Consider the following 15,703-nt stretch of genomic DNA (forward strand, 5'->3'; position numbering starts at 1 on the left):
GTTACCTAAAATGAACTAATTAAGTTTTTTACCAGCAAATGCTTCCATCACACCTTGAAGAAGAGCGATCGCTTCCTTCTTAGGACGTTGGAATGCATTACGGCCCATGATGGAACCGAAGCCACCACCTTGTGCCATCTCTTGTACTTCTTTAAGAAGCTCTTCAGTGCCTTTTGCTTCGCCACCAGAGAAGATCACGATGCGTTTGCCGTTGAAGCAAGATTGAACCACGTGACGGATACGATCAGTCAGAGTGGAAACTTTGATACCTTGTTCAGCGTAAACTTTCGCAGCTGCAGCTTGCTCGATGTGCGCTGTTGGCGGTTTTACTTTGATGATGTGAGCGCCCAATTGAGCCGCGATGTGCGCAGAGTATGCGATCACGTCGATAGCTGTTTCACCATCTTTGGAGATTTGCTCACCACGAGCGTAAGCCCAGATAACAACCACAAGACCAGCTTGTTTTGCCAAGCGGGATGCTTCTGCGATTTCTTCGTACATAGTTTTACGTTCAGCAGAACCTGGGTAAACTGTGAAACCGATACCCACACAACCCAAGCGCAAAGCATCGTCGATGTAAGACGTTACTGCTGAGATTGGAGCTTTGTTGCCGTAAAGAGTTTCAGAGTTGTTGATTTTTAGAATCAAAGGAATTTCACCCGCGTAGTCACGGGAAACCGCTTCGATGAAACCAAGTGGAGCCGCGTAAGCGTTGCAACCAGATTCAATCGCAAGCTCGATGTGGTAGTTAGGATCGTAACCATCTGGATTTTTAGCGAAAGAACGAGCCGGACCGTGTTCGAAACCTTGGTCCACCGGAAGAATAACCATCTTACCAGTACCAGCCAATTTACCGTGATTCATAATACGAGCCAGGTTCGTCAAAACGCCTGGGTTGTCGGATCCGTACCAGCTCAAAATCTCTCTAACTCTTGGTGTCATGTGTTCTCCAGAAATGGTGAAAAATGTGAATGCTCAGTCAATTAGCGGGCTCAAAGGTAGTGAACTTTCTAGGGATAATCAACATTCTGACTGAAAATAACACACCCCGCAGTACTGGTCCTTTTCATTAGGGAAGCCGTGGTATAATGTGGGCATCGATTTTCCCAGAGGTACCACGATGAGCACAAACAGAGTTTCCTTCGAAGCCACACCAAATCCAGCGACTATGAAGTTCCTTTTGCACACCAAAGTGGCAGACGAGGGCTTTGATTGTCCCTCTGCGCAAGAAGCAGAGCGCTCTCCGCTGGCGACAAAAATCTTTGGCTTTCCTTGGACCAGCTCTGTTTACGTGGGTTCCGATTTTATCACTGTGACCAAGCAAGACTGGGTTGACTGGGAACTTTTGGCTCAACCATTGAGTGGCCTCATTCAGGAACACATGGACAGCAAAGAGCCTGTGGTTGTTAAAATCGTTCAGCACACTGACGTTGATGATCCCAACGACTCCCCCATGGTGAGAAACATCAAATCCGTTTTGAATCGCGAAATCCGCCCAGTCGTGGCATTGGATGGCGGCGATATCGTTTTCAATAAATTCGAAGACGGCAAGCTTTACATCCACATGCGTGGCGCCTGCGCGGGCTGCCCTTCTTCTCAGGCCACTTTGAAAGACGGTATCGAAGTTCGTATGAAAGAATTGTTCCCGGAAATTCATGAAGTTCTTGCGATCTGAGACCATTCACGAGTCTAAATTACTTTTAAAGCTTGCTGGTCCTATCATTGTCGGACAATTGGGTCAGAACCTGATCCAATTGGCTGACACTTTGATGGTGGGCGCTCTGGGGCCGGTGGCCTTAGGTGCTTCTGCGTTTGCGGGAAGTGTCTATATCGTCTTTTTGATTTTTGGTTTGGGCATGCTCGCTCCGATGACAGCGATGTTTGCGCATGCTCAGGGACAGGACGACCACCCACGCGGTGGAGTGCTTTTGGGGCACAGTCTGATTATTGCGGTCGGCATTGGAGCGGTCATCACCGCAATTCTGATGGGCTTGCTTCCCTATCTGCACGTTTTTGGTCAAACGCCGGAAGTACTTAAAGCCGGAACCAGTTTTTATAAAATCATCGCGATGTCGATTCTGCCCGCCTTAATTTACCAGGCCTACAAACAATTCACTGACGGGATTGGTCGCACCAAAGTCGCCATGTACGTGATGATTGTTGGTGTCCTTTTCAACGTAGTCGGCAACTGGGTTTTGATTCATGGCCACTGGGGTTTCCCGAAAATGGGTCTGGACGGAGCCGCATGGGCAAGCTTCTGGGCGCGCACGATCATGATGCTGGCGATGATCGCCTACGTGCATCTGCATCCGGAATTTAAACGTTATCTAAAAAATCCGTGGATACACTCCTTTGATCAACAGACTTTGAAAAACATGATTCGCTTGGGGATTCCAAATGGCTTCACTTTCTTTTTTGAAGTGGGCGCCTTTGCATCCTGCGCGGTGATGATGGGATGGTTTGGGGCAATCCCCCTTGCCGCTCACCAAATCGCGATCAGTCTTGCCTCGACAAGTTTCATGGTGACACTGGGAATAGGCATCGCCTCAAGCATTCGCGTGGGCTTTGAATTGGGCCGTGGCGATTACAAAATGGCTCGTCACGCTGGCTTAACTTCAATCATGTTGGGCGGAGCCTACATGAGCATGTGCGGCTTGGGCTTTTTGATTCTTCGTCATTGGTTCCCCACTCTTTACGTTTCCGATCCGGATGTAATAGCCTGGGCAGCGCAATTTTTTGTCGTGGTTGCTCTATTTGAAGTGTTCGATGGGGTTCAGGCAGTTGCGATTGGTGCACTTCGCGGCATGAGTGATACTCAGTGGCCCAGTGTGATCGCATTCTTTGCTTACTGGATTATGGGCCTGCCGGGGGGCTATTTGCTGGCCTTTCACCTGGGAGTCGGACCCGTAGGAATATGGATAGGACTTTTGATAGGACTCATTTTTGCCTCAATCCTATTAACCTATCGCTTTCACCGTCTCAGTAAGAGATTCATTGCTTAGTAGTACTACAGTAAGTATTGGATTATTCCGATATTTTAGTAGATGCAAAAAGAATTTGTTCAGTCCTTAGTGGCTGTTTTCTCTGTACTTTTTATTTTGGGATGTTCGGATGCAGATCCGAAGGTCTCATTTTTGCGTCCTATCGACAACTTCGAGTTCAAACCCAGCAAAGATTATGTCACTTCCACTTTATCGTCTATCTCGCTGAACGCAGAGTGTTCGCGCTTTATAACTTCTGTAGATCTATCTTTTGATGGGGGGTCCACTTGGATCTCATCCACCACTTATGATTCAGACACTGTGATGTGTTCGACAGATGGTAAATTTCAAATTGATCTTTCAAATACCAAAGCACCCTTGAACACGATGACCATCAACAACGGGGACACTTTCACAGTGAACTTCCGTGCATGGTCCCGCGCTTCCAGCCAATACGTTGAACGCGAAGCTACTGTCCGCTTTGTGCCGCCGGCACAAATCAAACAAGGTGTCCTCGCTGGTGCGCAAATTCAAACGGGCTCCGGCATGGTGCTTAAAGGCCGCATTGTTTCTCATCAACAAAGAACAGCTTCTGGTGGCGGCTTCGTGGTTCAAGGCCGGGTGTCTCAATGAAAACACACTTCTTGATCTCACTCTTCTTCGTATTCTTTGCCAAAGCAGCTCTGGCGGTTTCTCCGGGATCTTTGCTGACCTATGAGGGCGTGTTGACCGACTCTGGTGGCACACCCATCACAGCTCCGCAAACCGTGACGTTCTCGGTCCTGTATGGCTCTTGTGTTTTGTATTCTGAAACTCAAAGCATCACTCCGGGTTCGGTGGGGGAATTTTCTGTCATCGTCGGCACCGGTACCCGCACGGATACCACCAACAACACTGCGGATCGCATTTTTGCATCCACTGGCTCCGTCAATTGCCAGGGGGCCTCTGCGGTTTCGATGGCGGGCTTCACGACACGTGCCCTGCGCATCAATGTTGCCGGTACGGATTTAACTCCTGATGTGACCGTCGGAAATATTCCGACATCCATCAATTCGCAAAAACTTGCAGACAAAGGGGCTTCAGATTTCTTGCAGGTGAATGCTGCACTGGGCACAACTCAGGCAAACCTGGAAAGTATTTTAGCCCGCTACACGACTTTGGATTCCTTGCTATCTTCCTATTCTGGCGGAACACTGACCGCGCAAACCGCGACAAACTTCACAGGCTCCCTGGCCGGTGATGTCGGTGGCACCCAAAGCGCAACAGTGGTTAATCGTATCAAAGGTGTGAATCTTGATATGACCGGACTGGCTGCCGGTAAAATTCTTAAATACAACGGCACAGCTTTCTCTGTGGCAGATGATCTTTCCGGCTCAACACCAGGGGATTCATCTTATACTGTGAAGGGCCTTGTTCAATTCGACACAGACCTGGCAACATCAGGGATTCAAGTCACTTCCGGTGTCGCGCGAGTGAACACTGGAACCAGCGCCGGCCAAATCGTCAAACTCGATGCAACTGGCAAACTTCCAGCGGTCGATGGCTCTGCCCTGACCAACACGCCAAAAGAAATTCCAACCGGAGCCACTGCGGGGCAAGTCCTTTCGTCCACTGGCTCCACTTTGCAATGGATCACTCCATCCAGCACGGATGTCACCAAACTTCCTTTGGCTGGCGGCACGATGTCTGGTGCCATCGACATGGGCGCCAATAATCTTACCAACGTCGGCTTCGTGACGATGTCAGCGAATAAATCCCTGCATCTTTCAAACAATATCACTGACCCGTCCCTGTCCACTGCTGATAAAGGTAAAGTCTGGTTTAACTCCACGTCCAACCAAATCAAATATTGGGATGGATCTACGACTCAAACATTGGGCGTGGCGGGTTCTGGCGTGACAAATGTTTCGGGAACTTCTCCTATTGTTGTGACAAACGGATCCACGACACCACTGATTAGTGTATCGAGCGCCTCTTCATCCACTATGGGTGTGATGCAGGCAGGTTCCGGTCTGTCTGCAGCGTCAGGTATTATCAGTGTCAGCTCCGCACCTGATTTAAGCTCGATCACCGGCACCGGCCTTGTGCAAAGAACCGGCCCTGGCACCTATGCAGCCCTTGGAACACTTGCTCCACTGAATGTGACCGGATCAAGCATCGGACTGAACATCGGTTCAGGTTTATTTCTTAATACCGGTTCTCTGCAAGTTGATTCGGGTTCAACTGCGAACAAGGTCGTGGCGCTGGATGCCTCCGCCCGACTCCCTGCTGTTGATGGTTCACAACTGACCAACGTGGTCGCCAGTGGTCTTTCCGTTCTCCTGCCGATCACACAAGGTGGAACTGGTGGCACAACGAAGTCTGTCGCATTCAACAATCTTTCGCCTTTGCTCACCAAAGGTGATTTGGTAGTTTATAGCGGCACCACTAACACTCGTCTGCCAGCGGGAACGAATGGCCAATTCTTGGTCTCTGATTCCGCGGAGTTAAATGGGTTGAAATGGGTTGTTCCCAATTTCTTTGTGAATGGCGGAAACTCCTTCGGTACTGATGCCAATATTGGTTTGAATGATTCATATAACTTAAATATTAAAACTGCTGGCGCCACACGCATCAACATCAACCCCGTGGGCAATGTGGGCATTGGTGTCAGTAACTCGGCCTACCCGCTTTCCGTGGGTGGCACGGCAGCAACAGGAACCGCACTGAATATCACAAATTTCAACTCCAACAAGAGTTTCACATTGAATACGGGGGGCACCGGTTCGACATACGGCTCAGGAGCCTTTGCAATCAATGATGATATCGCAGCAAAAACACGCTTCGTGATTGATGCAAATGGTGCCGCGGCATTCGGCGGTTCCATTACGAATATTGCAGGTGCCAATGGTTCCGGCGTTCTTACCCTCAACGGTGCCGGCGCCACGACAGCTGAATCCGGCATATTGGAAATGAATAACCCTCTTGCCACAGTAAGTGCGGGAACAACCGCAGGAAAATTGAACTTCATTGCCTCCAACAACAGTGGCAACAAAACTCTGGCATCCATTCAAGCCTTTACTGACGGGACCGGAGGAGCGGCTGGCTATGGTGGCAAAATCATGTTCATGACCAAGGCCGATAACTCCACAAGTTTGAATATCAACTTCGTCATGACAAATACAGGTAGCGTGGGCATTGGAACGGGTTTACCTGCCTACCGCTTGGATGTGGGTGGCGACATCAACACCAGCACCAATTACCGAATTGCCGGCACCACAATTTGTACTTCGGCGGGATGCCTGTCTTCTTCAGATAAAAGACTTAAAGAAGATATCACTCCCCTGCAGAACTCATTGGATAAAATCCTGAAACTCGATGGCGTGTCTTACACCTATATCGACAAAAATCGTTTCACTGATCAAAAGCAAGTGGGTGTCATCGCTCAGGATATTGAAAAGGTCTTCCCTGAAGTTGTTTATACGGATCCAAAATCAGGCTTCAAAGCAGTTGCCTATGATCACTTGGTTGCACCACTTATCGAAGCGGTCAAATCTCTCTATGCGAAGATAACCGCGACAGATGCCATAGTCAGTTCCCAGGATCGCCGCTTAGCCTCGGTTGAAGATGTTCAAAGCAACACGCAAGCAGAGCTTGAAAAACTTAAAAAAGAAAACGAAGAACTTAAAAAGAAAAATGAGAAACTTGAAAAAGATCTCAATTTGATAAAGTCTCATCTGGGTCTATAAAGTTATCGTTACGGAAATCTTTCTAAATTTCACATTGTTTGTCTCACTATAATATAGCCAATAACCAAATCTTTTGTTCCACGACATAAGTTGTTATTCTGACGTTATTCACGTAAGAGGTACGTTAAGATGAAAAAAATCGCCGTTTTGGTTGTAGCGTCTATGGCATGTTCTCCGGCTCACGCGTTCTCGCTGGGGGATTTTCTTAAATCTATCTTTAGTCCTCCCAAGCAGGAAACTCGGGCTCCCGCCAGCTCGAAGCCATCCAGTTCTTCCGCTGCAAAGACTGAAAAACAAAAGCTGGAAGAGCTTCGTAAAACTTTGGGACTGCTGAAACGAATTACTTATTCCTATCGCGGCAACAATTATGGCGTGGACCCTAATGCCGTTTTTGAATTTCCTGAAAATCCGGATCAGACTGTATGTGACCCTCTTACAGGGACGCCTTCTGAATCACGCTCAAATGGTCTTGCGGCAAAACTTATCGTTCGAAGTCCTGAGATGAGTACTGTCACTGGAGTGATGGACTACTACAACCATGGTATTCGCCTTGAACAAGAACTCTACTTCCCATCCATCAACGTTCCTACCCGTCAATTCACCAAGGGCTTTACCACTGAAAGTGGCTCCGTATTGGTTGACGGCGACGGCAATACTCTGATTGAAAACTTCGCATTGGAATACAACTCCATTTTGAAATTGTCTGATTCAGACAAATCTGGCGAATACGAACTGGGCGTTATCTCTGATGACGGTGCTCGCATCTTCTTTAAAGAAGCGGACCAATGGAAGGAACTGATCAATAATGATGGCAATCACCCATCACGTTTCGGGTGCGCTTACAGAACCATCAATATGCAGCCTGGAACAGAAGTGCCTATCAAAGTTTTATATTACCAAGGGGCCCGCAATCACATCGCCAACGTTTTAATGTGGAAGCACCACAAAGACGTGAAAGCGTATAAGAAGTCCATTCTGGACAACTGGGTTTGTGGTCAAAAAGGCAACGAACTATTCTATAGCTCCAGAACTGGCAAGCCAACTTATGTCACCAATTGGTTGACAGCATCAGGCTGGAAAACAATTGCCAATGCCAACTTCAAGATGCCTGAGAAAAAGGTCAATCCATGCAGCCAGGAGCCACTGGCAATTTCAGATTTGATTGTACCTTACGCGACGGCTCCGAAAGCCACAATTACTTGGAAAACAAATATTCCAGCAAGCAGTCAGGTGAAAATCACCAACTTCTTCACGGGCGAGGTTATATATACCGCAGTCAGCAGTGATCTGGTAACAAACCACGTTGTTGAACTCGACGGCCTGGTAGCTGGAATCTACTATGTGATCAACGCTGTTTCTGTGGACCAAAGCGGAGCTACAGTGACCAGCTCTCCGGACATCTTGATCACTCCGTAAAAAAAATGCGGATCAAAAACAAAAAACCCAGGACAAAATCCTGGGTTTTTTATTTTTAACTATGCCACTTTACATCAGTACGCTCTTTAATAAACAGCGTACCGATGATGAAGGTAATGACCGCTATCGTGATCGGATACATAAGCCCCGCAAAGTGATTGCCAGTGCTGGCCACCAACGCGGTCCCGATGAATGGTACCAGCCCCCCGAACACCCCGTTTCCGATATGATATGGAAGCGACATGGATGTGTAGCGAATATTCGTCGGGAACAATTCGACCAGGAAGGCTGCGATTGGACCGTAAACCATGGTCACGAAAATCACTTGGATCCAAACCATCAAGATCAGCATATTCACATTGGGATTCAACGGCGTGGCCGTTGGATTTGCAGCATCCCATCCGGAATAAAACTCCATCGCCTTATAAATCGGAATGTACGAAACCGCTGCGATCAAACAACCGGCCATGATGATTTTCTTACGCCCGATTTTATCTGACAATCCACCGAAGACAATGAAGAAGGGGGTCCCCAGCAACAGGGCAATCGCGATGATTTTATTGGCCATTACGAAATCGATCTTCAAAACCGTCTGCAAATAGTAAAGCGCATAGAATTGTCCCGTGTACCAGACAACCCCCTGCCCCATGGTGGCACCCAGCAATGACAAAATAACCAAACGACGGTTTTCAGGATGCATAAAGCTGTCACGCAACGGACTCTTAGAGGCCTTGCCTTCTGCCTTCATTTGCATAAATACCGGAGACTCCTGCATACGCATACGAATGAAGTACGAGAAAATCACCAACACCACGGACAGCAGAAATGGAATACGCCAACCGAAACTTTTGAATTGGTCTTCTCCCAATCCCAAACGTGTTGCCAGAATCACCCCTAACGACACAAACAACCCCAGCGTCGCAGTCGTCTGGATAAAGCTCGTATAGTATCCCCGTTTGCCATCAGGACTGTGCTCAGCCACATAGGTGGCGGCACCACCGTACTCGCCTCCCAAGGCCAACCCCTGCAACAAGCGCATCAGCAATAACAAGATAGGCGCAAGCATTCCGACTTGATCATAAGTTGGTAGCAAACCAATCAAGGTGGTTGATAACCCCATGATCAGCAAGGTCACCATGAAGGCGTATTTACGTCCCACAACGTCACCAATCCGCCCAAACACCAGGGCACCGAAAGGGCGCACTATGAAGCCCGTGGCAAATGTAGCCAGCGTACTTAACAAAGCGACAGTTTCATTTCCGTGGGGAAAGAAGTGAGCGGAAATGATCGTGGCCAAACTTCCGAAAATATAGAAGTCATACCATTCGATCAAAGTGCCGGCACTGGATGCACCGATGACTTTCCAAATTTTGCTTTTTTCAGATATCTGAGAATTTGTTGTCGTTGTGGCCATAGATTCTCCTTACGGCCCCAGTTTTAAGAACTATTTAAAAAGACACAAATTATATAAAGAATATTTCAGATGTTTAATGGCGACTACTCGTCGTCAAAAAGACTCATTTGACCTGTATAACCTTTTAACTTTTCGCCCGCAGCGAAATCCAAATCAGAAAAATCGCGATGCTCTTTTAAAAATTGGACCCAGGCTTTTCCTGATTTTTTGGCTTCAAGCCACTCGTCAAAAGCATCCGCCTTTAAAAACAACGGTGAACGATCGTGCCCGGCTTTTATGATTTCAGCTGTTGGCTCTGTGGTGATAATGGCAAACGAATCCACAACCTCTCCCGTCGCCGGATCCTGCCATACATCCCAAATACCCGCGGCCGTCAGCACATCGTCATGGCCGCCCTTTATGGAAATCCAATGACCGGCAAAATCCCCGGTGTAAGCAGCCTCATAAAACTCCCGTATTGGAACGAGACAATGCCTGGATTCGAAGGGTTTCTTCCAGGAGGGCTTGTTTAAAACTTCTTCAATTCTGGCGTTATAAGTCGCGAACTTAGGTTTTTTTGTACGCGACCACTCAGGTACCAGGGAGTAGTTCATCGCATGAACTTCACGGTTTTGAGCGCCTTTTACTATCACCGGGGCTGGTGTGTGTGGGTAAATGACTTGTTTTGGAACAAACAGCACAGGAGGAAGCTCAACCTTGTAGGTCTTATGTAACAGATTAAACTCGCTCGCGGCTCCGTAGCTTGCACACATACGTGAAATTCTAGATGACTTCACCGTCTCTTTTCAAGATTCCAGGTGAAAACACTATCAGTATTTTAGACGATGTTTCCTTGTTCAACAGCGGGAACGATTTTAAGCCCTTCCCGACTGGCCCTCACCTTGCATATAGAATCTGATGTGGGGGAATAGTTATGAAAAATCAGTTCTTTGGAGTCATCTCAGTTATTTCATCAGGCTTACTTCTTAGCGCTTGTGCTCCGGATGTGGAGTTCATGACGGCTCAGGATCTATCATCCATCAGCGGTGGTGGCGGTGGCACTGTCACAGGGCCAAAATACCAGGCGTTCTCCCAAAGCGTGGAAGTTAAATCCAACGCTGACATCGACATCTTGTTCGTTGTCGACAACTCCGGATCCATGGCGGAAGAGCAAAAAAACTTTTCAAGCAAGATCAATGGTTTCATGAATATCATCAAGGATGCTAACTGGCATGTTGCTTTAACAACGACAGATCCCAATGCAACAACTCCGGCACCGGATAAAACAAGCCGCGCCTGGAGTGACGGACAATTCCGTCCTTTCGATTCTGATTCAGGCAGCCTTTTCGTATTGAAAGCGAGCCAGCACTCTTTGAGTGATGCTCAGGCTAAACTTTCTGCAGCGATCAACGTGGGCCTTTTGGGTTCCGGTGACGAACGCGCGATCAACTCTTCTTACCGCGCGATTGAACGCACAGCTGACACTCCTGCCAATCAGGATTTCTTCCGTGAAAAATCCAAACTGGTCGTGATTGCAATCTCTGACGAAGACGAGTGCTCAAACGGAAAATGTGCGAAAACTCCAGAGAAAAGCGTTCCTGAAAACCTGGTTAAAATGATTCAAAGCCGCTTTGGCATGGACAAAGTATTCATGTTTAATTCCATCGCCAGAGCCGCTACTGATGCGAATTGCAAAACAGCCGTTTTGACTCCGATCTACGAAGCCATGTCCAAGTTGACTGGTGGTTTGATGGGTTCTGTTTGCGCAACTGATTACACTTCCATTTTGACTTCAATGGGTGTGAAAACTGTTGAGCTGGTTCGTTCTATCAATCTGGGCTGCATGCCAGAGGACGCTGACGGTGACGGAAATTTGGATTTCGCATTGGTAGACACCAAAGGACAAAAAGTTTCCACTGGTTATAGTATCAGCGGTACAACTGTCACTTTCGCTTCCAACTTGCCAGAGGGTTCTTACACAGCAGCTTATATGTGTAAGGCCATCAATCAAAACTAGGACCTTTAAGATCACAAATAAAAAAGGCCGCTCTTCAGCGGCCTTTTTTTTTTTATTTGAACTACTTGCAGCTCAAAGTCCCTTTGGCAATTCTCACAGAAGGATCATTGCTTTCCTGGGATACATACGCCTGATTCATTCCAACTTGAACGATGTACTTGTTACCGCCAGGGATGATTTCCACACACTCAGTCACCGGAATATCTGCAGCAAATGTTGTGCAGTTCATATCGATGACAAATTCACGGTAGTCAAATGCCAATGTTGCGTTACCAGTTGCTGGCAATTCGAACTCAACAAAAGTTCCGCCGTTCAAAGGGCCTTCGCATTTTAGAGTGTCAGCAGCGAAAGCAGAGTTAGAGATCAAAAGAGCAGCAAGAGCGATTAGTGATTTCATCGGGAGTCCTTTAGGTTATGGGTGTTTCACACGACGCCCCTTATAACCTAAAAGTTAAAATTCAATTGTTTGAATTATGTTAAGATTAGCTGAATAACTAAGGAACCAGAAATTCCGGCAACTAGGAAATGATCTCCAGGGCGTCATTCACCTGGATTGTTCCGTCATTTTCGGGAATCCAAAGAGTTCCAAAATTCACCCGGTTACTGGTATCGCGACGATAGTTTGCCAAAGTAGCCAATGGTTCCATTCCTTGGCTGACTCCGCTTTGTTGATCAATGGTGGTGATCTTACAGCGAGCACTCAGCTTTGGCTGGGATAAATACACATTGCCAATCTTAATCCGCTTCCAAGTGTCCTCTTCATAAGCCTTCTGCCCATCAATAACAATATTGGGACGGAACCGATTCATCGGCACAGGAGCCGGCATACGGGAGTTCAGATCCTCGAGACTTTTGGTATTCACCAACAACACCGGACGAGCATCGGCGAAACGCACTTCCGGTTTCCAATCTTTATTGGTGGATAAAACCCGGCGTTGCGAATACGGCGCATATCGCACCAAGCGAACATTCACGCCCAAATACTGCGACAATGCCTGAGAGTAAAGATCGGGTTCAAGTGCCGCTGTGAAAGAGTCGTTCCAGACTTGAACTTTCACTTCGCGACTGAACGAGGTTTTGCGCCCGATTTTAAAAAACATTTTTTCGAAAGCCAGAGTCAAAGACGTCGGGTCGTAAACTGCATTCACAGTCGCCAGCTTTGCCAGCGTTCGCTGTGAAACGAACTTACCCGCTTCATCCACCAACATCCATTCACGATCCCCTTCGGGACCCTCATGGGTGATATTCATCAAGGACAGTGACTGTGCCCTGCCCGACTTCAATGGATAAATGTTCAGCTCTGAAACTTTCATGTTTTTTACTGAACAGATTTAGGGTTGGCTGGAGGTGGAACAGGTGCTCCCGTTTCCGGCTTCACCATAGGAACTTGTTCTTTGTTAACCTGAACCAGTTTCTTCTTTACGATCTGCAAAGCAACTTCGTGCGACTCACAGACTGTCTCTGCATCATCACAAACATAAAAACTGACTGTGAATGTTTTGTCTTTGGCTTTTGCCGCATCAAAAACAATCAACTTTTCAGTTTTTTTAGAGGGCTCAATCGCACCCATTTCGCCATCAATGTAAAGTCCTGCCGGAGCTTCTGTATTGAAGTGAAAACCCTTATCCAAAGTGGTCATGATTTTTTTGCCGGACAATTTGTGATGGTCTTTTCCATCAGACAAACGTGCTGCAAAAGAAAGGGAAGGAATCAAAGCTGCAAGTACAAAAATTGAAGTAATAGTTCTCATGGACATATTAGACGGCGCCAAGACCACACCAGTCAACCTTGGTTCCAATTCACTCGGACAATGTTCCGCAGCGCATCCCAAATCTAAGTGCGTTTTCCCTCTTTGAATCCATAAAAACAGATGAACAAATAACAAACTATCGGCAAAAGGAAGGCGTGATGCAAATTCCAATGATCGGCGACAACACCCTGAAGCAGCGGAATGATGGCACCGCCAACGATAGCCATGACAAGCAGGCTTGAAGCTTTCTCTGTCGCAGCTCCCAATCCCCGGATTCCCAGACTGAAAATCGTGGGAAACATGATCGAGTTAAACAATCCCACCGAGAGCAACAGCCAAGCAGCGATGTGTCCCGTGCTTAAGACCGCTGCCAGCACCAAGAGTGCCGATAAAGCTGCCGCAAATCCCAGCATTTTTGCCGGATTCCATTTTCTCATTAGAAAGGCTCCGACAAATCGTCCCAACAAAGCTCCGCCCCAATAAATTGGAACCAGCCCGGCCGCTGCACTTTCAGAAACAGCCATGACATCCGCTTGCGAAATGAAGTTGATCAAAAAACTGCCGATCGAAACTTCCGCTCCCACATACAGAAAAAGTGCAATCACACCTAAAATCAGATTGGAGTGCTTCAATGCCTGCGAGAAAGTGGATTCACTTTTAACATCCCCAGTGTTTTGCTCCTTCAAATTTGGAAGCTTCAACAAGTACATGCCCACGGCCAGTAACAACAAAATCAATCCCAGCACCAGATAGGGTCCTTGAACGGCCTGTGCTTGCTCGGTTTTGTAAGCCAATTGCTCAGCCACTCCCATATTTGCCAGTTGATCCGCGGTTAAGACTGTCGCCGACAGAATAAAAAATCCGCCAATCTTGGGAGCAACCGTGGTGCCCAAGGAATTCAAGGCCTGCGCCAGATTCAGACGACTGGATGCGGTCTCCTCTGTTCCCAACAACGTCACATAGGCATTGGCAGCTACTTGCAAAACCGTGATCCCTGATGCCAGCACAAAAAGTGCTCCCAAAAACAAGGGATAAGATTCCATCTTGGCTGCCGGCAAAAAGATAAAAGCACCGACTGCGGAAACCAAAAGTCCCAAGGAGATGCTGTTTTTATAACCCAATTTGGTGACCAGGCTTCCCGCTGGCAAGGACATGATGAAATAGGCACCGAAGAACGTGAATTGAATCAAAGCACTCTCGGTGTAACTCAACGAAAAAACCCCCTTTAAATGAGGGATCAGGATATCATTCAGACATGTTAAAAACCCCCACATGAAAAAGATGGAGGAAACAACGATCAACGCTTTTTTTCTTTGAGCTTCGTTAATTGAATTCATATTCAAAGCGTAGCAGCGCCTGTTGATGGGCACAAGACCTTAGTCTTTGCGACTTCGGGTCCGTTTTTCATTCATTGGAAGCCATCAAGATGCGAATATACTAGGATGGAGTTTTAGGGAATCTGAAGGGGTCAGGAGATTTTCAGTGCGGACATTACTAGCTTTGATCTTCACAGTTCTGGCATGCGCAGCAAGTGCCGCCCCCACTCATAAAGATTTGCAAGCGCAGGATGCTGATTGGCTTCGTCAATACATGCTTCGCTTTGGCTTTTCAAAATCCTTCACAGAAGAATCCGTGACTAACTATGAACCAAAATCCTTTGGCAGAGTGGTTTCTCTGAACCTGTTGGGTTTTCTGACTCCCTCCGGTGCTCACCTGACGGAGCTTGATCCCAAAGCCGTTAGAAAAGCCGCCAGCTTTATCAAAGAAAACAGCGAAGCGTTCAAAACTGCGCAACAACAGTTTGGCGTTCCAGCTGAAGTGGTTTCATCCCTGCTATGGATCGAAACCCGCCACGGCGAAGACACCGGCTCCTTTCACATTGTTAGCGTCTATCTGCATCTGATCCAATCCCGCAATCCCGAAAATCTGAAAATCCTGACGCAAATGGCTTTGCTTAAAAACAAGTCCGTTAAAAAATATAAGCGCCCCGAATTGGTGGCCTTGATGAAAAAGCGCGTTGAAAGCAAATCAAAATGGGCGGAGGAGCAACTCATAGCCCTGGCTGAGGTTCGTAAGAAAAAGCACCTGAACCTGACGGAACTTCGCGGTTCCTATGCGGGTGCTTTTGGGCTTCCGCAATTCATCCCATCCAGCTACCGTGACTTTTCAGCTTCGCTTAAACCTGATGCAACGCCAAATTTATCAAGTCCCGCCGACGCCATCATGTCTGTAGCGAACTATCTAAAGCAAAGCGGCTGGCAGGCGAAAAACCTGGAAGCTCAAATTACGGCCCTAATGAAATATAACAACAGCCGGGACTACGCGAACGGGATCCTAAACATCTCCGAAAAGGTTCCGCCCTTGCCCCCGATCCCTTTGGAAAATAAAACGGCCACCAGCCAGTAGAATTATTTCACA

14 protein-coding genes are annotated in these 15,703 nt (G+C 47.5%); 7 read left to right on the forward strand and 7 right to left on the reverse strand.

Annotated features, from left to right (window positions below):
- Positions 1–15: 15 nt before the first annotated feature.
- On the reverse strand, positions 16–942 hold the full coding sequence (locus tag ACLVWR_RS17525) for a class I fructose-bisphosphate aldolase (protein ID WP_413581883.1): 927 nt from the start codon (positions 940–942) through the stop codon (positions 16–18).
- 178 nt (positions 943–1,120) lie between these two features.
- Between ACLVWR_RS17525 and ACLVWR_RS17530 the strand changes: the two genes are divergently transcribed.
- The 5 genes from ACLVWR_RS17530 (at position 1,121) to ACLVWR_RS17550 (ending at position 8,125) form a co-directional block, all read left to right on the forward strand.
- Positions 1,121–1,675 (forward strand): NifU family protein, encoded by a 555-nt coding sequence (locus tag ACLVWR_RS17530; protein ID WP_340597011.1) that lies wholly within the window; start codon positions 1,121–1,123, stop codon positions 1,673–1,675.
- Complete coding sequence (locus tag ACLVWR_RS17535) at positions 1,656–3,002, forward strand: MATE family efflux transporter (protein ID WP_413581884.1); 1,347 nt, start codon at positions 1,656–1,658, stop codon at positions 3,000–3,002. Before ACLVWR_RS17530 ends, ACLVWR_RS17535 begins: the two co-directional genes overlap by 20 nt.
- A gap of 42 nt (positions 3,003–3,044) precedes the next feature.
- Positions 3,045–3,614: a hypothetical protein gene (locus ACLVWR_RS17540; protein ID WP_413581885.1), complete on the forward strand. Its 570-nt coding sequence runs from the start codon at positions 3,045–3,047 to the stop codon at positions 3,612–3,614.
- Positions 3,611–6,709 carry a tail fiber domain-containing protein gene (locus ACLVWR_RS17545; RefSeq protein ID WP_413581886.1) on the forward strand — a complete coding sequence of 1,033 codons (3,099 nt, stop codon included), beginning with the start codon at positions 3,611–3,613 and terminating at the stop codon, positions 6,707–6,709. The genes ACLVWR_RS17540 and ACLVWR_RS17545 overlap by 4 nt, the downstream gene beginning before the upstream one ends.
- A gap of 129 nt (positions 6,710–6,838) precedes the next feature.
- Positions 6,839–8,125, forward strand: a complete 1,287-nt coding sequence (locus tag ACLVWR_RS17550; protein WP_413581887.1) for a PA14 domain-containing protein — start codon at positions 6,839–6,841, stop codon at positions 8,123–8,125.
- A gap of 55 nt (positions 8,126–8,180) precedes the next feature.
- Here ACLVWR_RS17550 and ACLVWR_RS17555 read toward each other — a convergent pair whose 3' ends face one another.
- Complete coding sequence (locus ACLVWR_RS17555) at positions 8,181–9,539, reverse strand: MFS transporter (protein WP_413581888.1); 1,359 nt, start codon at positions 9,537–9,539, stop codon at positions 8,181–8,183.
- Positions 9,540–9,622: 83 nt separating this feature from the next.
- The gene (locus ACLVWR_RS17560) at positions 9,623–10,315 is read right to left on the reverse strand and encodes an SOS response-associated peptidase (RefSeq protein ID WP_413581889.1); all 693 of its coding nucleotides are present in this window, start codon (positions 10,313–10,315) and stop codon (positions 9,623–9,625) included.
- Positions 10,316–10,452: 137 nt separating this feature from the next.
- On the opposite strand from ACLVWR_RS17560, the gene ACLVWR_RS17565 reads away from it, so the two are divergent.
- The gene (locus ACLVWR_RS17565; protein WP_413581890.1) at positions 10,453–11,535 is read left to right on the forward strand and encodes a hypothetical protein; all 1,083 of its coding nucleotides are present in this window, start codon (positions 10,453–10,455) and stop codon (positions 11,533–11,535) included.
- Between the two features lie 61 nt (positions 11,536–11,596).
- Here ACLVWR_RS17565 and ACLVWR_RS17570 read toward each other — a convergent pair whose 3' ends face one another.
- The 4 genes from ACLVWR_RS17570 to fucP all read right to left on the reverse strand — a co-directional run bounded on the left by ACLVWR_RS17570 (position 11,597) and on the right by fucP (position 14,622).
- Positions 11,597–11,932, reverse strand: coding sequence for a hypothetical protein (locus tag ACLVWR_RS17570; RefSeq protein ID WP_413581891.1), 336 nt, complete (start codon positions 11,930–11,932; stop codon positions 11,597–11,599).
- Positions 11,933–12,053: 121 nt separating this feature from the next.
- Positions 12,054–12,848 carry an MOSC domain-containing protein gene (locus tag ACLVWR_RS17575; RefSeq protein ID WP_413581892.1) on the reverse strand — a complete coding sequence of 265 codons (795 nt, stop codon included), beginning with the start codon at positions 12,846–12,848 and terminating at the stop codon, positions 12,054–12,056.
- Positions 12,849–12,853: 5 nt separating this feature from the next.
- Positions 12,854–13,285 (reverse strand): hypothetical protein, encoded by a 432-nt coding sequence (locus ACLVWR_RS17580; protein WP_413581893.1) that lies wholly within the window; start codon positions 13,283–13,285, stop codon positions 12,854–12,856.
- A gap of 83 nt (positions 13,286–13,368) precedes the next feature.
- A complete protein-coding gene (gene fucP, locus ACLVWR_RS17585) occupies positions 13,369–14,622 on the reverse strand; it encodes an L-fucose:H+ symporter permease (RefSeq protein ID WP_413581894.1) in 1,254 nt (417 codons plus the stop codon).
- A 145-nt stretch (positions 14,623–14,767) separates the two neighbouring features.
- Here fucP and ACLVWR_RS17590 point away from each other — a divergent pair, with 145 nt between their 5' ends.
- The gene (locus tag ACLVWR_RS17590) at positions 14,768–15,691 is read left to right on the forward strand and encodes a lytic murein transglycosylase (RefSeq protein ID WP_413581895.1); all 924 of its coding nucleotides are present in this window, start codon (positions 14,768–14,770) and stop codon (positions 15,689–15,691) included.
- Positions 15,692–15,703: the final 12 nt, after the last annotated feature.

The organism is Bdellovibrio sp. HCB288 (genome assembly GCF_047305935.1).
Taxonomy (GTDB): domain Bacteria; phylum Bdellovibrionota; class Bdellovibrionia; order Bdellovibrionales; family Bdellovibrionaceae; genus Bdellovibrio.